The sequence below is a fragment of the Pseudarthrobacter sp. MDT1-22 genome, from assembly GCF_054511035.1.
Genome location: NZ_JBTNDK010000014.1, coordinates 15,697 through 36,835, shown reverse-complemented (window position 1 = coordinate 36,835; position 21,139 = coordinate 15,697). Strand labels below are relative to the sequence as shown.

The window sequence follows — 21,139 nt, the reverse complement described above, 5'->3', positions numbered from 1 at the left end:
CGTCACCGGGGAGCAGCCACCAATATTGGCGCTCCGCATCGCCCGCCGGGTTCGTTGGACGATTCACCGGGCGGCTAAGGCAAGATCTGAAACTAATTTGTGGCCACCAGCTGGTTATCTTCTTCTGATCGTTTCATTCCACCCCTGTCAGAGCTGGGGAATCTGAATATGGGTTTGTGATCTGTGGGCTGGCCTCAAGGTTCCTGTAATCCGAGGATTGCAGCCACTGCTAGCCGCGTGTGGTGTTTGACTCGCGACCCCGGGTGAACCCGGTCAGGAGCGAGTCCCGGAGGCTACCGCGGGCGTCTTGCCCTGGGCCCTCCAATCCGGCCGCCATTGCAGCGATCCAGTCGCCGTAGCTTGTAATGTCCTGGCCAGTGGAGGCAGCCACAGCGTCGCAGGCGAAGCCGACAGCGCGAGTACCGTCTGCCAGACGAACGGAACCCAGGAGCATTGGCTCGGGCAGCGCGGCCAGGAACCGTCCCAGCGCCGCTTCCGGCAGCAGCCAGCGCTCTGCCACGAGCTCCGCCCCGTTCTCTGACCGGTACACCCCGGGTTTCGGTGGCTGGGTGTCCAGTGCGACCATGCGGTAGCAGGCCGCCGTACGCACATCCCCGTCCCAGGCGGCACCTAAGGTTTCGAGTTCGTGGGACAGGGGCTGCCCTCGTCGATGTGCCCCAACCACGACGAGCGGCTCAGCGGAGGCGCCCGCCCGCACCGGCCATGGTTTCCGGGGGCCGGCCGGGGGCGCCTGGACGGCTCCGGCCGCGAACTGGGCCGGTGGGGCAGGCGTTGTTTCGATTCTGCGGGCGATGTCAGCGGCAACCGCATCCTCGAACGTTCGCCCGACAACGGTGAGCCCGAACTGGAAGCCGTCCAATTCCCCGGCCGGTATGGCGACAGCGCACAGGTCGAAGAGATTGCAGAAATTGGTGTAAGTCCCCATCTTCGAGTTCACTCCGACAGGGTCGCGGGCGACGTCCGAGAGGCTCGGGTGGAAAGGTGCTGTGGGGACGATCAGTGCATCGAAGCCCCGCAAATGCGCCATTGCCTGGCTCTTGAGGTCGTTGAGCCTGCCGGTGTCCGAAACGTACCGGTGGGCAGGGACCTCGCCAGCCCGGAGGACAATTCCGGCCACGGTGGGATCCAACCCGTCAGAATTGCCGGAGTCAGCGGTAGCGGAGGCAACAAATGCTCCGACGGCGGCATAGCGCTCAGCCACCAGACCGCCGTCATAAAGCAGACGCGCGCCCTCAAGGAAGTCGTCGAACTCGATGGGCTCCGCATCAACTCCCGAAGCCTGAAGCCTGGCAATCTGGCGGCCGAATTCATCAGCCCAATCTTGCGGAAGTTCCGGCAAGGCCGATGGATAGGCAACTCGTGGCCGGGCCGGTGCGGCAAGCTTGGCGTCCGACGGCCAGGTTCGTGCGTTCCCTGCCATGATTCCCATGGCCAGTTCGGCTGTCGCCAGGTCCCGGGCGAACACAGTGACGGCGTCCCACGAGCGGCATGCCGGAACTACTCCGGCGGTGGAAACCACGTTGAGTGTGGCCTTGATGCCCACAATCCCCTGAAGTCCGGCGGGTACCCGTCCCGAGCCGGCGGTGTCCGTGCCGATCGCAACATCGGCGAGCCCCAGGGCCACTGCGACGGCGGAGCCTGAACTGGAACCGCCGGAAATATGGTCGGGTCGGCGGGAATCGCGGACGGCTCCGTGCGGGCTTCGCGTCCCTACCAGCCCGGTGGCGAACTGGTCCAGGTTGGTGGCGCCGAGAACCACGGCCCCGGCCGCCCGCAGCCGGGCTACGGCCTCGGCGTCCTGCTCCGGCATGTAGGCGAACCCGGGGCATGCCGCCGTGGTGCTGATCCCCGCCACGTCAACGTTGTTCTTCACGGCAAGGAGCATTCCGGCCAGAGGGAGGTCCGCGCCGGCGGCCACTGCAGTGTCGATACGGCCGGCCTCGGCCAGAAGTTGATCCGCCGGGCGCAGCGCAATCCAGATTTCCGGCCTGTCGACGGCGTCGATGGCGGCCAGTGCTGCTCGCACACGCTCGGTGGCGCATCGGCTTACGGGTACGGTGCTCATGCTGCAGCCTCTTCCAGTTCGTCGCTAACCACGTCGGAGTGCCCGGTTGCGTTCTGGTCCGCCGGTGGTGCAATGACCACGAGGGCCTCGCCTTGCACCACCTGGGAACCTGCCACAGGCAGGACCTGCTGGACCACGCCGTCGCACGGGGCAACCAACACCGTTTCCATTTTCATGGCCTCCAGCGAAACCAGCGGCTGGTCTTTGGCGACCCGGTCACCGGGAGCCACATCCACCTTCCACACGCTCGCGGCGAAAGGCGCGGCAACCAGCGTTCCTCCCTCGGGAACCACCAGCTCTTCGGCGATCGGAATAACGGCGGCTGCTGCGTCGGCGCGGTCAAACTCACCAGCGTCGGCCCACGCTTGGCGTTCGACGGTGAACGCTGCCGCCTGCTTCGCGCGGAACACCTCGATCGAGTCGCTGTTCCGGGCAAGGAAGTCCTCATGGTCCGCCAAGGAGAAGGTGCCCTCCTCGATCTCCACTCCGTGGCCCCGGCCCGCGGCCATGTCGGCCCGCAGGTCCAACAGTTCTTCGGGGCTGACCGGGTACCAGGAGATGCGGTCAAAGAACCGCAGCAGCCAGGGCGAACCGGCCTCGAACGGCGCGGAATCGGCGTAACGGGACCACACTTGGGTGGTACGGCCCACGAACTGGTATCCACCAGGGCCTTCCATCCCGTAAATGCACATGTACGCACCGCCGATTCCCACGGCATTTTCCGGTGTCCAGGTCCGGGCGGGGTTGTACTTGGTGGTCACCAGACGGTGGCGGGGGTCCAGCGGTGTAGCTACCGGGGCGCCAAGGTAGACATCGCCAAGGCCGAGGACCAGGTATTCGGCGTTGAAGACCGTGTCAAAGACCTCGTCCACAGAGTCCAGGCCGTTGATGCGCCTGATGAATTCGATATTCCACGGGCACCAGGGAGCGTCATCCCGGACACCGGCCATGTAGCGCTGGATGGCTTCGCGCGTGGCCGGGTCATCCCAGGACAGCGGAAGACGGACGGTGCGGCTGGGCACCACCAGCTCTGAACTTGCCGGCAGGGCAGCCTCGACTTCCTGCACCAGGCCCAACAGCTTCGGGGTCGGAAGCACCGAAGGGTCGACCTTGATCTGCAGGGAACGGATGCCGGGGGTGAGGTCAACGATCCCCGGCAAGCGGAGCCCTTCAATGTGCTGGTGCAGGGCATGCACACGGGCCCGCAGGCTGAGATCAAGGACCATGTCGCCATATTCAACCAGCAGGTTGTCGTCCCCCGAGCGGCGATACGTGACAGCAGGCCGGCCCGGGGCTTGGGGCACCCGTCCCAGCACGCCGTCGTCGCCGTCTCCTCGACGGAGACCGGGGGCCGACACCGCCCCGGATGCCCAGTCGTGATCGCCGGGCAGCACCAACTGCCGGGCGGGACCCAGATCCTTGGTCGACGGCGCCCGGCTGGCTTCCACTGGCACGAAGCGCACAGTATCACCGGGACGTAGCTGGCCCAGCTTCCAACGGTCGGCGCTCACCACGGTGACCGGGCAGACGAAGCCGCCCAGGCTGGGACCGTCCGGACCCAGCAGAATGGGGGTGTCGCCAGTGAAATCCAGGGCTCCCACGGAATAGGCGGTGTCGTGGATGTTTGAGGGGTGCAACCCGGCTTCGCCGCCATCTTCCCGCGCCCATCGGGGTTTAGGGCCGATCAGGCGCACACCGGTCCGGGCAGAGTTGAAGTGCACCTCATAGCTGGCCGAATACAGGTCCTCGATGTCCTCGCGCTGGAAGAACTCCGGCGCGCCATGCGGTCCTTCGACTACCGTCAATTCCCATTCGGACGTCAGCGCAGGCCGGCTGTCCAAGGGGACTCTGCCGGCCAGTCCCGACCCGCCAAAAGCAACGGCCGGAGCGTCGTCGCCGTCGACTGTCGCTGCCCTCAGGACATCGCCGGCGCGAAGTACACGCCCGCCGTGGCCGCCGAACTGGCCCAGGGTGAACGTTGAGGCGCTGCCGAGATACCGGGGCACGTCAAGCCCTCCCTGGAACAGGATGTATCCGCGAAGGCCAGATCCTTCGGCCGTGCCGATGTCAAGCGTGCCTCCAGCGGGCACCGTCACTGGTTCCCAAGCGGAAATCTCGGTACCGTCCACGGTAGCCACCACGTCCGCGCCGGTGACGCACACGGTGGTGCTGTGGCTGAAGCGCAGGCAGGGGCCGGTCATGGTGAACTCAAGCCCGGGCGCGCCCTCCGCGTTGCCCAGCGCCTCGTTGCCGAGCCGGAAAGAGAGGTCGTCCATAGGACCGCTGGGCGGGACACCGACCTGCCACAGGCCCACCCGTCCGGGCCAGTCCTGGACCGAAGTCTGCAGCCCAGGCCTTTCCACGGTGATCCGGGGTTCCGGGTCACCCAGCTCATCCAGGGTTCCAGTGAAATGTTCCGCGCTCCGGACCGCGTGCAGTCCGGTTACTGCGCGGAGCATTCCGAGGTTGGTTTCGATGCCGTCGATCCGGGTGTTCTTCAGCGCATCACCGAGCCTGTCGAAGGCCTGGTGCCGGTCGGCGCCTGTGGTGATGATCTTGGCAAGGAGGGGGTCGTAGTTGGTGGATACCTCACTGCCCGTTTCCACCCATGCGTCCACGCGCACGCCGTCGGCTGCGGGGTAGACGGCGTTTGTCACGGTCCCTGAACTGGGCTGGAAGTTGCGGGCCGGATCTTCGGCATAAAGGCGGGCTTCCACGGCGTAGCCGGTCACGGGAATGCTGTCCGGCCGGCCGCCCAGCACCGAGTTTGCTTCGGTGCCGCCTTGGGCAAGGCGGAGCATCCACTCGACCAGGTCCACACCCGTAATGGCTTCGGTGACGGGATGCTCCACCTGAAGCCGGGCGTTGACTTCGAGGAACGAGGCGTGCTCGCGGACCGGGTCATAGACGAATTCCACGGTCCCGGCCGAGCGATAGTCCAGAGATGCGCAGAGCGCCCGCGAACTGCGGTGCAGTTCGTCGCGGAGGGATTCGGGAAGGTCCGGGGCGGGTGCCTCTTCCACGACTTTCTGGTGCCGGCGCTGGAGCGAGCAGTCCCTGTCCCCGAGGCTCACAACCCTGCCTTCGCCGTCGCCGAAGATCTGCACTTCCACGTGCCGTGCCTGCTCGACGTACCGCTCGGCGAAGACGCCGGCCGTGCTGAAGCTTGCATCCGCCAGCCGCGCGACGCGGGGGTAGCTCTCGGTGAGTTCGTCCTCGGTGCGGCAGACGGTCATCCCGATTCCGCCGCCGCCGCCGGTGGCCTTGAGCATCAGCGGGAAGCCGATGTCCCGGGCTGCCAGTACGGCCTCGTCCACGCCTGCGAGGAGGCCGGAGCCGGCGATCATCGGGACGCCGGCAGCGCGGGCGGCATCCCGTGCCGTGTGCTTGGTGCCGAAGATTCTGAGCTGCTCCGGGGTGGGACCGACGAAGACCAGCCCGGCTGCCTCGACTGCCTCGGCGAAGCCGGCATCCTCGGAGAGGAAGCCGTAGCCGGGGTGGATGGCTCCCGCCCCGGTTGCCGCAGCGGCCGACAGCAGCGCCTCGACGCGCAGGTACGATTCCTTGGCCGGTGCCGGGCCCAAGAGCACGGCCTCATCGGCGAGCCGGACGTGGCGGGCGCCGCGGTCCGCTTCGGAGTACACGGCCACCGTGCGCAGGCCGATCTTCCGCGCGGATTCGATGATGCGGCACGCGATTTCCCCGCGGTTGGCAATGAGCAGGGTGTCGAAGCGGTTCACAGGGCAGCCTCCGGCCGGGTGACGATCATACGGACGGGGGTGGGGTTGAAGCCGTTGCACGGGTTGTTGATCTGCGGGCAGTTAGAGACCAGAACCAGAGTGTCGATGTCCGCCCGAAGGGCCACGCGTTTGCCCCGGGCGGAGAGGCCGTCCACGATGCCGAGGGCACCGTCCGGGTCAACCGGGACATTCATGAACCAGTTAATGTTCGAGACGAGGTCGCGCTTGTCCAGCCCCCAGCGGGAACCCTCGATCAGGAAGTTCTCGACGCAGGCGTGCTGCTCGCGGGTGTGCTGGCCATAGCGGAGGGTGTTGGATTCCTGGGAGCAGGCGCCGCCGATGGTGTCGTGGACGCCGACTTCGTCAGCCATAACCGTCATCAGCGGGGCGCCGGTATCGGAGCGGAGCACGGAGCCGGTGGTCAGCACGATGGAGCGCTGCGCGGCGATGGTGACGGCGGCTGAGTACCTCACCGACGTGTCCTCGGCGGCGTACAGCAGGCAGTCCACTGCCTGGTTGCCTTCCAGGTCCACAATGGTCAGGACGTCGCCGGCGGCAATGACGGCGGACCAGGGCCCGCGCGCTTCCACGTATTCGTCCAGGATGACGGTGCCGGCCACGAGCGCTGTCTGGCTAACGGTTGCGTTGACGGGGGCCCGGGTTTCGGTGGCGGTGTTCATCGTGCGTTCCTTGCCGTGAGGTCGTGTTCGGTGTTGTTCAGGGCCTGGCGGTGTTCGGGCATGAGCGGCCCAACAAGATGGCCCGCGGCGAGCAGGTCCAGGTCTTCGGGGGCGTGCCAGGCGAGGACATCCACGGCGGTTCCGGTAAAAGCGGGCCTCGGATCAAGTGGATGGGCCGTGTTAGCCAGGAGTAGTACCGCATCCATCTGCAGCAGGATGTCGACGGCCGCCCCGGGACCGGCACCTCCGGTGAACCGGATGCCGCCGTCCGGATCCACCCGGATCCCCTTGAACAGCGAGATTGATGGCGCCACGTCGCGTACGCCCAGCCCCTGCTTCAGCGCACCAAGGGTGAGCAGTTCCCGCCCGGCCGGCGAGCTGCTGTGGGCGGTTCCGGCTCCGTAGCGGGTGGTGTTTCCGACTAGGGTGGTGGCACCTGTCAGGGCATCGTGGCTGGCGGAGGTGTCAGCCACGATGGTGGCCATCAGCCGGCCTGCGTCGGAGAGCAGCGGGTGTCCTGCGGTGGGGTACGCCTGCCACGGAACCTTGACGGTGTCTGCGACGTTGAGCCGCTCGTGCAGGGCCCCGGTCCGGTAGAGCAGGACATGGACGCAGGCATCACCCTTGGTGTCTGTGAGCCGGATCCGGGACCCCCGGGCCAGCGTCAGTGCGGTGTAGCGACCAAAGGCCACGGACTCTGCCCAGCTCAGATGCTCCTTGGCACTGTCCGGCAGGTCGGCGGTGAGCCGCTCCGGGGCGGACATGGCCGGGATGTGCCGCATGGTGTCCGCGGCGCTTCCATGCTGCTCCCGGGCGTGGGCGCGGGCTCCGGCGGTGGTGGCGGTGGCTGGTGCTTCAGTGGTCAATGTCATGTCAATCCTGGGGGTGTTGGCGTGGCAGGGGGTGGTGTAACAATCCGATGTTGCAACCGCGCGTTGCAGTCCTGCTGTGTGGTCAGGCTTCCGAGCGTGCGGCCGACCGGGCGCTGGAGCGTCGGACCCACACACCGAGGAGCAGCACTACGCCCACCATCAGCGGAGCCGAGTAGAGGAGGATTCCGTTTTCTCCGGAGGGGTCGTAGACCTCGGGTCGTGGCCAGGCGAGGTTGACCACCATCACTGCCCCGTACAGCACGGCGAGGATATTGATCGGCAGACCCCACCGCCCCAGCGAAAACAACCCCCCCGGCATGGTCTCGCCGACCCGGTCCCAGTCGCCGCGGAGGCGGTTGAGGAGCTGCGGCACGGTGACCAGGAGGTAGGCCAGATAGACCATCACGATGCAAACGCTGCTGAGCGTGGTGAACAGCGCCGCATTGCCTACATTGATCGCCAGAACGCCGACAGCCAGTGCGCCGATGGCAATGGAGGGCCACATCGGCGTGCCGCGCGTAGTATGGACGGCCGAAAGCAGTGCCGAGCCGGGAAGCTTGCCGTCTCGGGCCATGGAGAACACCAGCCGCGAGCCGGCCGTCTGAATGGCCAACGTGCAGACGAAGATAGCCACGGCCACGTCGACCAGGAGTACCTTGCCCCAGAAGGTCCCGAGGACGGCAGTTAACACATAGGGAAGGCCCTCGGTGGCGAGCCGGCCGTCATCGAGGCTGGGAGCTGCCATCAGCGCGGTGATGATCATCAGCGCCCCGCCGATGCCGGAGATGATCAGGGCCGAGAGGATGGTGCGGGGTGCGGTCCGGCGAGGGTCCTTTGTCTCTTCGGAGAGTTCCCCGGCCGAGTTGAAGCCCACCATGACATAGGCGGCCATCAGGCCCGAAACCATGAACGCGCCTACAGCGCCAAGATCGGAGCCCTGCAGGACGACGGTGTCCAGCACGACGTCCGGTCCGCGCTGGGCGGCCGTGATGAGGGCGAGGACCACCGCTATGACGCCGACGATCTCGCACGTCACGCCGACGGAGTTCACGTGGGCCATCAGCCTGACTCCCATGGAGTTGATCACCGTGGTGACCACCAGCAGAATGGCGCCCAGGACCGCGGCGTTCGCGGCACCCGAGACAGTGTTCAGTGCGGCGTCGCCACCAACCAGCTGAAAGCCGCCCCAGAGCTGGGGAAGGACCACCTGCAGGGCAATGGCCGCAGCGGCAGCTGTGACAACCTGAGCCAGCGCCATGAACCAGCCGGCAAACCAGCCAACCGTTTCGCCGCCCACACGCCGCGCCCACTGATACACGGCGCCGGAGAGCGGGTAGCGGGCGGCAAGCTCTGCAAAATTCAGGGCCACAAGAAGCTGGCCGAGCAGGACCACTGGCCAGGTCCAGAAAAAGGCCGGTCCGGCAAAGGAGTAGCCGAACGCGAAGAGCTGGAAGATGGTGGTCAGGATGGACACGAAGGAGAAGCCTGCCGCGAATGAAGCATAGCGGCCGAGCTTGCGGTGCAGGGACGGCTGGTAGCCAAGAGACGTAAGGTCTGCATCATCCGCCTGCGCGGATCTGGGAAGAACAGTGGATGTCATCGGGATCTCCGGGGCTGGGACGGCGTTGGGACAAAGCTTTCCGGCACAAGCAGCGCTGTGGTGCCGGCGCTGCGGAATACCGGTCAATTGATAGTTTTACAGGCCGCGATCCCGAACTCGTTTCCCCGTTGTAAAGAGTTGATTGACGGTTCATTTCCACCACATTTCGGGCTCCTCACCGCCACCGAGGCGGCAGCAGATGGTGCGCCCGGAGTGCAAGAATAATGCAGTGACAACAACCGGCCCCGGACGCCCCCGTAATCAGCAACCCTCCCGCCCGGGAGCCACCGCACGTGAAGAAATCCTCGACGCCGCCGCCGAACTCTTTACCATCCAGGGCTATGCCACCACGTCGACGCGGTCCATCGCGGAGGCCGTGGGGATCCGCCAGTCCTCGCTGTACCACCACTTCAAGACCAAGGACGACATTCTTGAGGTGCTGCTCGCGGGCACAGTATCCAGCGGCCTCGGTTTTGCCCGCGGCATCTGCGCGGGGGCCGACGGCGATCGCGACCCCGTATCGGCTGGTGCCCGGCTCCACGCCGTCGCGTTGTTTGACGGAACCCAACTGTGCAATGCCCGCTGGAACGTCGGCGTGCTCTACAACCTCCCGGAATCACGCAGCGAACGGTTCCACAGCTTCACTAAAGACAGACGGGAACTCCGGGGACTGTACCAACGCCTGGGGGCAGCACTCCCCGAGAACGACTGGACCGCCACCGGCCAGAACGGAGATCTGGCCTTTCGACTCGTGGAGACCCTAATCAGCCTCCGCGCAGACGGGCTGTCCATCCCGGAATCCGCGCTCCAGGCGGCCGACGCCGGCATTGTGCTCAGCGGCATTGGCGAACATCTAGCCCCAATCCGGGCACGGAGTGCGAAACTCATCTCGGATTTCAAAGCCTAGAAAAGGCCGCAAACAACACCGCAACCCAGGATCTTCAACACAAACCGCCAATGCGAACTGCGCTTTCGTTCACCGCCAAACAACTTAGCAATCGCACTTATGCCAACGAGGTGGAGGGGACTCCGCCGGCGCCGAGCTGGAACGTGGTGCCCACCCAGGGCGTGCCGATTATTGCCGAGCGGCTTGAGGACGGGGCGATTGACCGGCACCTGCTCGTTGCCCGCTGGGGCCTGGTGCCGTCCTGGGCCAAGGACATATTCGGTGATCTCCTGGGTCGTCGGACAACAGTGAGCTGGAGTCCGGTGCTGCTCATCGAAGGCGTTACCTGTACCTGACGGGAGAGCCTCGGCGAAGATTGCCTTCGCGATATGGGTGGAGGCCCAAAAGGACGAGCGTATGCGACGCGGCATAGATCGGGACGGAGAAGGTCACAGGGCGCTTTGGGTCGTTGGATGGATGAAGAGGACAGGTTCTTCGCCGCTGACGGGACACGCCTCCGGGCTGACCTCATTGTTCCTGGAACTTAGGGCACTAGTAATCCCAGCCCTCGGCTTGAGCGACACTTGAACCGCCATCCTCAGCCAAGTTTCACCCCCAGCGGCCACAGCGCTAACGGCGACAGGTAGGAGGGCACGAAGACACCAACGTCGCTGCGCGCAGGCATGGCGCTGCTGGCCGCGGCCGGGCTCCTGCTGGGCCCCGCCGTCGTCGCGCTCCCGGCGTCCGCCGAGGACCCGACGGCGACTGATCCGGCCGTCACTGAAACCACGGTGATCGACGCCGGCTTACCACTGGGCGGGCGGCGTCAGCGTTTTCAAGCCCGGCGAAACGCGCGCTTCCCGCACCATCAAGGTGGGACGTTTTCCCTCGTCGCTGGCGGTGACGACGGACGGGACCCTTTACGTGCTCCAGTCGACAGAGTCCGGGCAGGCCCAGATCGGCGTGGTGGCCCCCGGTGCGGCTGAAGCGGGCTTTGCGATCGGGGTGACCCCGGGCGAGCACTGGCTGACGGCCGGACCGGACGGATCGCTGTACGTGGCCAACCCGGCCTAAGGGAGCCTTTCGGTGGTGCCGCCTGGCGGTGTATGGACCGAGCGCGCTATCCAGGCGGGGCCTTACCCGGTGGAGGTGGCCCTGGCTAAGGACGGGACGGCGTACGCCACCAACGAGTACGAGGGCACTGTCACAGTGGTGGCCGCCGGTTCGCCGAGCCCCTCCCACACCATCACCGTCGGCGCGAAGGACCACCCGCACGGGATTGCCGCCGCGCCGGACGGAACCGTCTATGTGGCAAACATCCTCAGAAACGACGTGGCGGTCATCGAACCGGGCGGTGCCACAGTGGCGCGGCGGATCCCCGTGGGCGCTGCACCGCAGGAGGTGGTGGCCACTCCGGACAGCGCGGTCTACGTGACCAACAGCGCGGACAACACGGTCTCGGTCATCCCGCCCGGGGCCACGGCCGCGGCGGCGGCGATTCCCACCAGTGAGGACCCCGGCCGTATAGCGGTCCGGGCCGACGGCTCCGTGGTGGTGGTCAACAGGGGCGGCAGGTCCCTGACGTTGATTGCCGCTGCAGGTGCGCCCGCGCCTGGTGCGGGAACGCCCGACGGCGGGGAGCCCAGCGCGGAGTCCCCGGGGTCCGGCGGAGGTTCTTCAGCCGGGGGTACCACTGGCGGAGTCTCCGGTCTCGGACTTACGGCGATCGCCGCCGGGGCGGCGGCCCTGTTGCTGGGCGGCGCCGGTGCCCTGATCGCGGTGCTGCGGCGGCGACGACGGGGCAAGGCGGAGTTGCCCGCCTGGACCTTCAATTAGCATCCGGTCCAGGCCGGCCGGCCTGAATTCCGCCAGGCCAACCTGCCCCGCCAGGCCAGACGGCCCCCGGCAGGGGAGCAAATAAGGGGTTCGGGCTATGGACCCTTCGGGCCGGCATGCCTAGACTGGCCGGACCCCCAACGCCAGGAAAACATCCAGCTGCTCAAGCAACGGGCAGGCCCTGCACGTGGGGATCCATCGCAACACTCATGATTCATGGCGGCCCCACTGGGCTTCGCCGTTCTGACCAGAGGAGAGCACTGATGACTGGGAACAAAGCCGTTGCCTACAAAGAACCGGGCAAGGTCGAACTGATCGACATCGACTATCCAAGCTTCGAACTCCAAGACGGCCCGGGCGTGAATCCGGCGAACGTGGGGCGCACAGTACCCCACGGGGTCATCCTGAAAACCGTGGCCACCAACATCTGCGGTTCGGACCAGCACATGGTCCGCGGGCGCACCACGGCGCCGCCCAACCTGGTGCTGGGGCACGAGATCACCGGCGAGGTGGTGGAGGTTGGTCCCGGCGTCGAGTTCATCAAAGTGGGGGACATCTGTTCGGTGCCCTTCAACATCGCCTGCGGCCGCTGCCGGAACTGCAAGGAACGCAAGACCGGCATCTGCCTGAACGTTAATCCGGACCGCCCCGGCAGCGCCTACGGCTATGTGGATATGGGCGGCTGGGTGGGCGGCCAGGCCAATTATGTGCTGGTCCCGTACGCAGACTGGAACCTGCTGAAGTTTCCGGACAAGGACCAGGCCCTGGAAAAGATCATGGACCTGACCATGCTGTCGGACATTTTCCCCACCGGCTTCCACGGCGCCGTGACGGCCGGGGTGGGCGTCGGCTCCACAGTGTATGTGGCCGGCGCTGGGCCTGTTGGCCTCGCAGCGGCCACCAGCGCGCACTTGCTGGGTGCCGCCGTCGTGATTGTGGGCGATCTGAACGAGGACAGGCTGAAGCAGGCGCGCAGTTTCGGGTGCGAAACGATTGACCTGAGCAAGGGCGGCCCGGCGGAGCAGATCGAGCAGATCCTGGGCGTCCCGGAAGTGGACTGCGGCGTGGACGCGGTGGGCTTCGAAGCGCGCGGCCACGGCCATGACGCCAAGGAGGCGCCCGCTACGGTGCTGAATTCGCTGATGGAAATCACCGCGGCCGGCGGTGCGCTGGGCATTCCCGGGCTGTACGTCACCGGCGATCCGGGCGGCGTGGACGAAGCTGCCAAGAAGGGTGCGCTGAGCCTGAGCCTGGGCACTGGCTGGGCCAAGTCGCTCAGCTTCACCACCGGACAATGCCCGGTGATGAAGTACAACCGGCAACTGATGATGGCCATCCTGCACGACAAGGTGAGCATCGCCAAGAACGTGAACGCGAAGGCGATCAGCCTGGAGGATGCGCCCAAGGGCTATGCCGAGTTCGACGCCGGAGCGGCCACCAAGTACGTCCTCAACCCGAACGGATACCTCAGCTGAGCGCCTGCCGGGCGGCCGCCGTCGTCGGGAATCACGACGGCGGCCGCTGGTTTGGTGCCTGACCTCAACCGAGCAAGCTGAGGAACGCCGTCGTATCTTCCGCCACTTGTTCCGGGCACTCCCACAGCACAAGATGTGCCATTCCGGGGTACACCTTCAGCGCGGAGCCGGGGATCCGGGTGGCTAGGGGTTTCCTGGTCGCTGCGTGACAGCAAGCCGTCCTGCGCGCCCCACAGGATCAGCGTGGGGGCGTTGATGGTTCCCGCTTCCGTGGGCGGGGTGGCCTCGCCCAGGCCGTTCAGGATGGCTTTCCACACGTGGGCTGGCATCCTGAGACCGTCGCGCACGCGGTCCTCGAGCGACCACCGCGGAACATCGTGCAGCAGGGCAAACCAGGTCAGGGAATCCCGGACCCAGCCCTCGTCGAGGGGGTCCGTCAGGCGGTCCACTTCGTCGGCGAAGGGTGCCCGCCCGTGGAGGCTCAGGGGACAGCCCACCAGCACCAGTGCGGCAACCTTTTGTGGATGGGAAATGGCGAGCTGCTGGGCGATGTAGCCGGAGGCTGGTCAGCCCGGTTATGAGTCCCCGGCGTCGGCATTGGAGTCAGCGACGCGCTGAACGCATTGCAAGCGCTTGCGTTACTGCGGAATGCTTGTCTAGCATAGGTTGCATGGTAGCAAACGTTGAATCAGTGGCGGAACGTGCTGGGGTCTCCATATCAACAGTCTCCCGTGCGCTGCGTTCCGTTCCGGGTGTTTCGACGGCAACTCGCAAGCGCGTGCAGAAGGCGGCCGATGAGCTAGGGTATTCGGCATCCCCGGCTGCGTCGCGTCTTGCGACAGGCCGGACGATGACCGTGGGCATCGTGGTACCGGTGCTGGCCAAGTGGTTTTTCGGAAAGGTTATTGGCGAGGCCACACACACGCTCCGGGAGGCCGGATTCGATGTGCTCCTCTACGAGCTCGCCACTGCCGGACAGCGTCAGAGGTTCTTCGGCACCGTGCATTTGCATGGCCGTACGGACGGGGTCATCATCATGGCCCTGCAGCCGAGCAGGGAGGAGCTGGAATCGCTCGCCTCCCAGGGGCAGGCGGTGGCTTTGCTTGGGGCTCAAGCGCAGGGCGCCGGATCGGTGTCTGTGGACAACGTCGGGGCCGGGCGGGCTGCTGTGAGGCACCTGTTGAACCTAGGCCATGAGCAGATAGCGTTCATCGGCATCCGTGATGAGGAGGGCAGCAATTTGGGCGGTGTGCCGCCCTTGGAGCGGCTGGTGGGATACCGGGAGGCTCTGGCCGAGGCCGGACTGACCCTGGACGTCGCCCTTGAACAATTCGATGAGAACAGTGTCGCTGGGGGCGCGGCGGCCATGTCCCGGCTGCTTGTCGCTGGACGCGCTCCGACCGCGGCTTTTGTAGCCTCCGATGAGATGGCCTTCGGGGTCCTTAAGGTCCTCCGCCAGGCAGGCCTGGAAGTTCCCCGGGATTTCTCTGTGGTCGGATTCGATAACCACGAGCTCTGCGACGTCGTGGGCCTGACAACGATGGACCACGAGGTGGCCGAACAAGGACAGGACGTCGCCCGGATCCTCCTGGAGGTCATGCATGGAGGGCAAGCGGCCAACCTTGCCCGTCCGGCACGCCTGGTGGTACGGGAGACCACCGCACCGCCCCGGGCCCTGCGCACAACACTTACCGCCCCGGATTCTCAGTATTCCGCCGGACACCCCGGCAAACTCTGAAAGGAAACTTTATGCAGTATCGCAAACTCGGCAACAGCGGCATGTACGTCAGCTCGATCGCGCTGGGCAACTGGGCCACCCACGGCGAAACCGTGGACCAGGATGTTGCCACGGCATGCGTGCGCAAGGCCCTGGACCTTGGCATCACCACTTTCGACACCGCCGACGCCTACGCAGGCACAAAGGCCGAAACGATGCTCGGCGAAGCACTCAAGGGTGTGCGCCGCGAGGGCATCGAGGTCATGACCAAGGCGTTCTTCCCAACCGGCACCGGGAAGAACGACCGTGGCCTGTCCCGCAAGCACGTCATGGAATCCATCAACGGTTCGCTGCGCCGCTTGCAGACGGACTACGTGGACGTCTATCAGGCGCACCGCTATGACTACGAGACCCCGCTCGAGGAGACGATGGGTGCCTTTGCGGATATCGTCCGTGCCGGGAAGGCCCACTACATCGGCGTCTCGGAATGGACCGTGGCGGAGATCCGCGCGGGCGCCGCGTTGGCGGGCGAACTGGGCATCCAGTTCGTCTCCAGCCAGCCGCAGTACAACATGCTGTGGCGCGTGATCGAACCTGAAGTGGTGCCGGTCTGCGAAGAGCTCGGGATCACCCAGGTGTGCTGGTCGCCGCTGGCCCAAGGCGTGCTGAGCGGCAAGTACGGTGCCTCCACCGTACCGGCCGGCAGCCGATTCACCGCCGACGACGGCGGGCTGAAGACTGAGCACAAGTTCATGCAACCCGAGGTGCTGGAGCGGGTGGAGAAGCTCAAGCCGATTGCCGCGGACCTCGGTGTGCCGCTGGCTACCCTGGCCGTGGCTTGGGTGTTGGCGAACCCCAACGTTTCCGCGGCGATTGTCGGCGCCAGCCGCTCTGAGCAGCTCGACGACACTGTCAAGGCCGCCGACCTCCCGCTGGGCCAGGACACTCTGGACCGTATTGACGGGGTGCTGGGCGACGTCGTCGAGCGGGATCCAGCCAAGGTGGAGTCCTTCCCAACGCGCGTCTAGCGGCAGCCGCATTTCCGTCGGTTCAAGCTTGAGGTTCGCGACGCCGTCGAGCAGCCGTTCGCCCGCTCCCAGGAGGATTGGCGAGATGTGGAGCCGCAGCTCGTCGATCAGCCCCGCCGATAGGTATTGCTGGGCGGTCTGCGCTCCGCCGGCAATGGCCACGTCCTTGCTCCTCATCCCACCCAGGATGTGCGCGCGGAAGGCCAGTTTCTCGCCTGGCATAGCGGGAAGCCGATATAGGAACTTCTCCACCAGTCACCGGCTTACAGAGCGCTGGCCCACCCGGCGGGGTCATCGCCGGGTGGGATGGCTGGGATTCCCGGCAACAGCACGAGTGCGTGCAGCCATTTGTGTTCGAGTCGGGTGAGTCGTCGCACTGTTTGGTATCCATCGAGAAAGGCGTCGCGGACCCCTGCGGTTGTAGGTTGCCATGGTTAACGGGGCAGGTGTGGACAGCGCCGGCAATTCCGTGTGCGTGCTTCCAGCCTACGAAGGAGGGGATGAGTAGGTGCAGCCGGTAAGGCCTGCAGCAAGGAAGCCCAGGATCAGCGCAAGTCGAAACAGTTCATAATTCCCCCAATGAGTGTTTGCCTAAGCACCTTAGCCGATGTGCCCGCCCTCGTTGGGGAGAAAATCTTTCAGCTCGTGCCTGATGGCCAGCGAGCCAAGGAACGTGTCACCCTCCACAATCCATAAGTAGGTGCAGGGCACGTACCCCGGCTTGCGCGGGCTCTCCTGCAGGGCATCGTTGACGAGGGCATCGACAAAGCGGCGGAACGTCTGGGCATCTTTGAGTGCTTCCAAGGACCAGTCCTCGGGCCCCCACCGTCCCGGTTGGCGCCGCCAAATTCCGTGGATCCTTCCACCCAGGAGGAGTGATAACTGACGTCCGGAGCGATGAGAACAGGCATCACATGAGCGTAGTCGAAGGGTCCGCCAGGGTGGACGGCAAATCGTCAGCCGTTCTTGTTTTTGCCTTTCCCCTCGGCGCCTTTTGCCTGTTCCGGTGCAGGAGCTGGTGCCGGTATAGGTTCCGGCACGACGGGCGCAGTGTTTTCCTGGGCGGCCTGCGCGGCTTCCGCGTCGGCCTTGGCTTTTTCCGCTTCTGCCGCGGCAACCGCTGCTTCTTCAGCTGCCTTCGCTGCCGCGGCGGCGGCTTCTACGGCGGCATTGAGGTCGGCCCTGACGGCGGTGATGCTGGTCATGATGCTCCGGCGCCGTTCCTCGGAGACCTGGCCGCTGCCGGCTGCAGTCGCCAGGTCCGCTTCCAGATTCTCCAGTGCCGTGAGCGCGGCCGCGTGATCGTTGGCGGCCGCTGCCTGGCTTACGCCGAGCACGAGTTCCTGAAGATGGGAGGCCGTGTCGCGCTGCAGGCCGGTAGCGGCCGGGCCGCAGCCGGCGAGCGATGCCGCCAGCACCAAGGTGGCGGCAAAGCCGGCTCCCCGTGCTCCGGCGCGCTGGCCTGTGGAGTAAAAGCCGGTCATGGTTCCACACTCTTCTGAAGTTCCAGGAGGTGGTCACCCAGCGTGCCGCTCACCGCGGGGTAAGGCACGACGCCGGATGTGGACTCTGGCGCCTGGCCCGCTGTCAGTGCCGCGGCCCCGCCTGCCAGCGCAACAAGGATCAGGATGGCCACCACCGGGAGCCGCCGCATCTTCTGTCCCGCACGGGCCGACCTCCGTCGGCGCACTCCCAGGGGGCTGCTGGGCTGATAGGCGCCAGGCACCGGCCGTGACTGGGCGGCGTTGGCGGAATCCTCACCGTTGGGGCCTTCGTTGGTCGGCCTTGCGCGCAGATTAGGGGAGGGCGACTCTCCTGTGACGGACGGCGTCCTGAACGGCATGGCCGGCAGCACACGCGTGGTTTCCGGTGCAAGGTCGCCGGGAGTGGATGTCGGCGAGACAAGGGCCTGCCGCAGCACCGTCTCGATGTCCGCAGCTGTCGGGCGTTCCAGCGGCTCGATTGCCGTCATCGAGCGGATCAGGTCTGCCCACTCGGCAGGGAGATCCGCAGGAATTTTGGGCGCGCGGTGCAGCCTGGCCACCGCAGATTCCACGGCGCTGCCGGGGTACTCCATTGTCTGCTTGGTGCATTCGAGCAGGACCAGCCCCAGCGAATAGATGTCTGTGGCAGGGGTGAGCGGGGAACCCATGGCCTGTTCGGGGCTGAGGTACGCCGCGGTGCCCACCATTGCCCCCGTAACGGTCAGGCGTGTTGCGTCGGCGATTCGTGCTATGCCGAAGTCTGCGACCTTGGCCCGCAGTGGCTCCCCGGGTCGGATCTGCACCAAGAGGATGTTGCCCGGCTTGATATCGCGGTGGAGGATGCCGAGGCCGTGGACATAGGCCAGTGCGTCGGCGATGCCGGCTCCTATGACGGCGAGCTCGTCCAGGGGGACTTTACTGTGCCTGATCCGGCTGCGCAGATCCTGTCCCTCGACCAGTTCCATCGTCAGGAACGGCCGGGGCTCCTCCGGGATACGTACGTCGACGCCGACATCGAACAATGTCACGAGGCTGGGATGGTTCAGCGTCGCCAGCAGCGTTATTTCAGCTTCCTGGCGTTTCAACTCGTCTGCGTCGGGGGCCTGGGGTGCGAAGAGCTTCAATGCCACGTCGCGACCCAGATTCTTATCCCTTGCACGGTAGACGGACGACATGCCGCCGCGGCCGATCACCTCGCCCAGCCGGTAACGTCCGCCAACCACGTCAATTCTGTTGGAGCTCGGCGATTCCGCCACCATACCCGTTCCTTCCGGCGCTGCGGCAATGTATATACCAAAATCATAAGGCAACTTACTATATTGGCCACTCCGCGAGGCCAGCCATCACCGGATGGCCGTCGAAATCAGGAACCGGCGATGTTGTGCACCCTCAAGGAACCGGCGAGTGGCGCCCGCATCGTTCCCATGGCTCACGGTCTATACTGAGATTCCAGAACTGCGACTCCTGTGGGAGGGAGCCCGGCGTGGCACCTGCTGCAGGAGGCCCTCATGTCTATCCAGGCCAAGTATTCGCTTCGCGCAGGCGTCGTGGCGATCGCGCCAGTGATCCTGCTCGCCGCTCTCAGTTACCACCCGTACCTGCCTGGTCCACAGCCGAACATTGATGCGTTGGTTGCGGAGGTCACCGCCGACCCGACGCGCTGGGGGGTTGTGCACTTGGCGACGGGAGTCGCTTCAGCAGTCCTGGCCGTGGCATTCCTCGCGATCAGAAGCCACCTGCACGAGCTAGGCGAAGACCGCTGGAGCGCCGCCGCGCTGCCCTTCGTCGTCATCGGCAGCACGCTCTACGCGATGCTGCCGGCAATGGAATTCGCACCGCTCGCCGCGAGTGAAACGGGCGGAGACGTCGGGGCGGCTCAAGTTGCCCTGCTCCCATGGTTCATCCCGCTGCTGATCGCCGCGGCGGTCACATTTGCTGTCGGGATGGTCGGCTTTGCCATCAGTGTCTCGCGTAGCGGACTGCTGAGCTTTTGGCTTACCTGGGTCGTCGTCGTGGCGCTGCTTGTCATGGCCCTGTCGCGTGTTGTCCCGCTGTCCGCCGTCCAGTTCTACGTCCACGGTGTCGCCGCTCTCGTGGCCATGCTGCCCATGGCGTACAGCATGTGGAAGCATCCGACGGCATCCGTCCCTGACACCCAGCGTGCCGTGAAGTCGACCTGACGGTTCAGTGCCCGGCGCCGAGTTTCCCGCCGAGGCGTTGGCGCATGAGTTCGCTGGCGTCGTTGAGGCCGATGATCTTCACTTCCGTGCCGTGGTGCCGGTACTTTTCGGTGATCGCATCCAGGGCAGCGATGGTGGAGGCGTCCCAGAGGTGTGAGGCGTGCATGTCGATGATGACCTCCTTGGGGTCCAGGGCGTATTCGAACTGGGTATAGAGGTCGTTGGACGAGGCGAAAAACAGCTCACCGTCTACGACGTAGGTAGCGGTTTCATGACCGTCAACGGTCTTGGCTGTCCGCTCCACCGTGACGAAATGGGCCACCCGGCGGGCGAAGAGAACCATCGCGACGAGGACGCCGACGCCGACGCCGATGGCGAGGTTGTGGGTGGCGACGGTAACGATGACGGTGGCGACCATGACCATCGTTTCGCTCTTGGGCATCATCTTCAGCGTCCGGGGGTGGATGCTGTGCCAGTCGAACGTGGCCCACGAAACGAAAATCATCACTGCGACGAGCGCGGCCATGGGGATCAGCGAAACGATGTCGCCCAAGGCTACGACGAGGATCAGCAGGAAGACCCCGGCGAGGAAGGTGGAGATGCGGGTGCGCGCGCCGGAGGCTTTGACGTTGATCATGGTCTGGCCGATCATCGCGCAACCGCCCATGCCGCCGGTAAAGCCGGTGACGATGTTGGCCACGCCCTGGCCCCACGCTTCGCGGGTCTTATGGGAGCGGGTGTCCGTGACGTCATCGACAAGCTTGGCGGTCATGAGGGATTCCAGGAGGCCGACGAACGCCATGGCCAGCGCGAAGGGGAAAATGATCTGCAGCGTCTCGAGGTTGAACGGAACATTCGGAATGAAGAGCGAGGGCAGCGAATCGGGCAGGTCGCCCTTATCACCCACGGTCGGCACGGCGACGGAGGCAAGCACCGTTATGAGGGTCAGGACCACAATCGCGACCAACGGGGCGGGAATGGCGTTCGTGAGTTTGGGCAGGCCGAACACGATCACCAGTGCCAGGGCCACCAGCGGGTAAACCAGCCAGGGGACACCGAGCAGCTCGGGGACCTGGGACATAAAGATCAGGATTGCCAGGGCGTTGACGAAGCCCACCATCACCGAGCGCGGAATGAATCGCATCAGCTTCGCCACCCCGGACAGGCCCAGGATGACCTGGAAGACTCCTGCGAGGATCACGGCGGCGATGAAGTAGTCCACACCGTGGGACTTCACCAGTGGGGCAATGACGAGGGCGATCGCACCGGTGGCGGCGGAGATCATCGCCGGCCGGCCGCCAACGAACGCAATGGTGACGGCCATCGTGAAGGAGGCGAACAATCCCAGCCGCGGATCCACCCCGGCGATAATCGAGAACGCGATCGCTTCCGGGATCAACGCCAGGGCGACGACCAGCCCGGCGAAGACTTCGGTTTTGAGCCGGCGCGGAGACTTCAGGGTTTCCCGGACAGATTGCAGCTGTTCGGGTGTGTAGGCTGAGGCTTCCCCGGCGGTTTTGACGGCCATTGCTGGCTCCGTTCATGGTCAGGAAGA

Annotated in this window: 18 protein-coding genes and 2 pseudogenes; 8 read left to right on the top strand and 12 right to left on the bottom strand. The window is 65.6% G+C overall.

All coding sequences use genetic code 11. The features are described from left to right. Positions 1-229: 229 nt before the first annotated feature. The 5 genes from atzF to ACX80M_RS12460 form a co-directional block, all read right to left on the bottom strand. Positions 230-2,086: an allophanate hydrolase gene (gene atzF, locus ACX80M_RS12480; protein WP_252608807.1), complete on the bottom strand. Its 1,857-nt coding sequence runs from the start codon at positions 2,084-2,086 to the stop codon at positions 230-232. Then, entirely contained in the window at positions 2,083-5,826 is a 3,744-nt protein-coding gene (gene uca, locus ACX80M_RS12475; RefSeq protein ID WP_459309769.1) for an urea carboxylase, read from the bottom strand. Before uca ends, atzF begins: the two co-directional genes overlap by 4 nt. Then, positions 5,823-6,506 (bottom strand): urea amidolyase associated protein UAAP2, encoded by a 684-nt coding sequence (locus ACX80M_RS12470; protein WP_252608803.1) that lies wholly within the window; start codon positions 6,504-6,506, stop codon positions 5,823-5,825. Before ACX80M_RS12470 ends, uca begins: the two co-directional genes overlap by 4 nt. Then, positions 6,503-7,378: an urea amidolyase associated protein UAAP1 gene (locus tag ACX80M_RS12465; RefSeq protein ID WP_252608801.1), complete on the bottom strand. Its 876-nt coding sequence runs from the start codon at positions 7,376-7,378 to the stop codon at positions 6,503-6,505. Before ACX80M_RS12465 ends, ACX80M_RS12470 begins: the two co-directional genes overlap by 4 nt. 82 nt (positions 7,379-7,460) lie before the next feature. Beyond that, positions 7,461-8,978, bottom strand: a complete 1,518-nt coding sequence (locus ACX80M_RS12460) for an amino acid permease (RefSeq protein WP_252608799.1) — start codon at positions 8,976-8,978, stop codon at positions 7,461-7,463. A gap of 229 nt (positions 8,979-9,207) precedes the next feature. Here ACX80M_RS12460 and ACX80M_RS12455 point away from each other — a divergent pair, with 229 nt between their 5' ends. Continuing rightward, a complete protein-coding gene (locus ACX80M_RS12455; protein WP_252608797.1) occupies positions 9,208-9,885 on the top strand; it encodes a TetR/AcrR family transcriptional regulator in 678 nt (225 codons plus the stop codon). A 50-nt stretch (positions 9,886-9,935) separates the two neighbouring features. Continuing rightward, positions 9,936-10,142, top strand: a pseudogene (locus ACX80M_RS12450) (SOS response-associated peptidase family protein); the annotation flags it as partial. Between the two features lie 320 nt (positions 10,143-10,462). Here ACX80M_RS12450 and ACX80M_RS12445 read toward each other — a convergent pair. Continuing rightward, positions 10,463-10,645 (bottom strand): hypothetical protein, encoded by a 183-nt coding sequence (locus ACX80M_RS12445; RefSeq protein ID WP_252608794.1) that lies wholly within the window; start codon positions 10,643-10,645, stop codon positions 10,463-10,465. A 92-nt stretch (positions 10,646-10,737) separates the two neighbouring features. Between ACX80M_RS12445 and ACX80M_RS12440 the strand changes: the two genes are divergently transcribed. The 3 genes from ACX80M_RS12440 to fdhA all read left to right on the top strand — a co-directional run bounded on the left by ACX80M_RS12440 (position 10,738) and on the right by fdhA (position 13,175). Then, on the top strand, positions 10,738-10,938 hold the full coding sequence (locus ACX80M_RS12440) for a hypothetical protein (protein ID WP_252608793.1): 201 nt from the start codon (positions 10,738-10,740) through the stop codon (positions 10,936-10,938). A 12-nt stretch (positions 10,939-10,950) separates the two neighbouring features. After that, positions 10,951-11,700, top strand: a complete 750-nt coding sequence (locus tag ACX80M_RS12435) for a YncE family protein (RefSeq protein WP_252608790.1) — start codon at positions 10,951-10,953, stop codon at positions 11,698-11,700. 263 nt (positions 11,701-11,963) lie between these two features. Continuing rightward, positions 11,964-13,175, top strand: a complete 1,212-nt coding sequence (fdhA, locus tag ACX80M_RS12430) for a formaldehyde dehydrogenase, glutathione-independent (protein WP_252599322.1) — start codon at positions 11,964-11,966, stop codon at positions 13,173-13,175. Here the strand turns inward: fdhA and ACX80M_RS12425 are convergent. Continuing rightward, on the bottom strand, positions 13,109-13,672 hold the full coding sequence (locus ACX80M_RS12425; protein WP_252608788.1) for a hypothetical protein: 564 nt from the start codon (positions 13,670-13,672) through the stop codon (positions 13,109-13,111). The two genes, fdhA and ACX80M_RS12425, sit on opposite strands and share 67 nt — an antisense overlap. Positions 13,673-13,845: 173 nt before the next feature. Here ACX80M_RS12425 and ACX80M_RS12420 point away from each other — a divergent pair, with 173 nt between their 5' ends. Together ACX80M_RS12420 and ACX80M_RS12415 are read left to right on the top strand one after the other, a co-directional pair. Beyond that, entirely contained in the window at positions 13,846-14,913 is a 1,068-nt protein-coding gene (locus tag ACX80M_RS12420) for a LacI family DNA-binding transcriptional regulator (protein WP_252608786.1), read from the top strand. Positions 14,914-14,924: 11 nt separating this feature from the next. Next, positions 14,925-15,920 (top strand): aldo/keto reductase family protein, encoded by a 996-nt coding sequence (locus ACX80M_RS12415; protein ID WP_252599319.1) that lies wholly within the window; start codon positions 14,925-14,927, stop codon positions 15,918-15,920. A gap of 6 nt (positions 15,921-15,926) precedes the next feature. Here ACX80M_RS12415 and ACX80M_RS12410 read toward each other — a convergent pair. From ACX80M_RS12410 to ACX80M_RS12395, 4 genes and pseudogenes are all read right to left on the bottom strand, one after another. Beyond that, a pseudogene (locus ACX80M_RS12410) lies at positions 15,927-16,091 on the bottom strand (dihydrofolate reductase family protein); the annotation flags it as partial. 429 nt (positions 16,092-16,520) lie between these two features. After that, the gene (locus ACX80M_RS12405) at positions 16,521-16,724 is read right to left on the bottom strand and encodes a hypothetical protein (protein ID WP_252608784.1); all 204 of its coding nucleotides are present in this window, start codon (positions 16,722-16,724) and stop codon (positions 16,521-16,523) included. 152 nt (positions 16,725-16,876) lie between these two features. Further along, positions 16,877-17,404 carry a hypothetical protein gene (locus tag ACX80M_RS12400; protein WP_252608782.1) on the bottom strand — a complete coding sequence of 176 codons (528 nt, stop codon included), beginning with the start codon at positions 17,402-17,404 and terminating at the stop codon, positions 16,877-16,879. Next, the gene (locus ACX80M_RS12395; protein ID WP_252608780.1) at positions 17,401-18,663 is read right to left on the bottom strand and encodes a serine/threonine-protein kinase; all 1,263 of its coding nucleotides are present in this window, start codon (positions 18,661-18,663) and stop codon (positions 17,401-17,403) included. The genes ACX80M_RS12400 and ACX80M_RS12395 overlap by 4 nt, the downstream gene beginning before the upstream one ends. A 249-nt stretch (positions 18,664-18,912) precedes the next feature. On the opposite strand from ACX80M_RS12395, the gene ACX80M_RS12390 reads away from it, so the two are divergent. Continuing rightward, positions 18,913-19,584: a hypothetical protein gene (locus tag ACX80M_RS12390; RefSeq protein ID WP_252608777.1), complete on the top strand. Its 672-nt coding sequence runs from the start codon at positions 18,913-18,915 to the stop codon at positions 19,582-19,584. 4 nt (positions 19,585-19,588) lie between these two features. Here ACX80M_RS12390 and ACX80M_RS12385 read toward each other — a convergent pair whose 3' ends face one another. Further along, entirely contained in the window at positions 19,589-21,112 is a 1,524-nt protein-coding gene (locus ACX80M_RS12385) for a SulP family inorganic anion transporter (RefSeq protein ID WP_252608773.1), read from the bottom strand. Between the last annotated feature and the right edge of the window lie 27 nt (positions 21,113-21,139).

Bases quoted from the DNA above. Each gene is read 5' to 3' on its own strand.
- ACX80M_RS12460 (WP_252608799.1), bottom strand. From the start codon at position 8,978: ATGACATCCACTGTTCTTCCCAGATCCGCGCAGGCGGATGATGCAGAC.
- ACX80M_RS12465 (WP_252608801.1), bottom strand. From the start codon at position 7,378: ATGACATTGACCACTGAAGCACCAGCCACCGCCACCACCGCCGGAGCC.
- atzF (WP_252608807.1), bottom strand. From the start codon at position 2,086: ATGAGCACCGTACCCGTAAGCCGATGCGCCACCGAGCGTGTGCGAGCA.
- ACX80M_RS12390 (WP_252608777.1), top strand. From the start codon at position 18,913: ATGTCTATCCAGGCCAAGTATTCGCTTCGCGCAGGCGTCGTGGCGATC.
- fdhA (WP_252599322.1), top strand. From the start codon at position 11,964: ATGACTGGGAACAAAGCCGTTGCCTACAAAGAACCGGGCAAGGTCGAA.
- ACX80M_RS12385 (WP_252608773.1), bottom strand. From the start codon at position 21,112: ATGGCCGTCAAAACCGCCGGGGAAGCCTCAGCCTACACACCCGAACAG.
- ACX80M_RS12395 (WP_252608780.1), bottom strand. From the start codon at position 18,663: ATGGTGGCGGAATCGCCGAGCTCCAACAGAATTGACGTGGTTGGCGGA.
- ACX80M_RS12420 (WP_252608786.1), top strand. From the start codon at position 13,846: ATGGTAGCAAACGTTGAATCAGTGGCGGAACGTGCTGGGGTCTCCATA.
- ACX80M_RS12470 (WP_252608803.1), bottom strand. From the start codon at position 6,506: ATGAACACCGCCACCGAAACCCGGGCCCCCGTCAACGCAACCGTTAGC.
- ACX80M_RS12400 (WP_252608782.1), bottom strand. From the start codon at position 17,404: ATGACCGGCTTTTACTCCACAGGCCAGCGCGCCGGAGCACGGGGAGCC.
- ACX80M_RS12415 (WP_252599319.1), top strand. From the start codon at position 14,925: ATGCAGTATCGCAAACTCGGCAACAGCGGCATGTACGTCAGCTCGATC.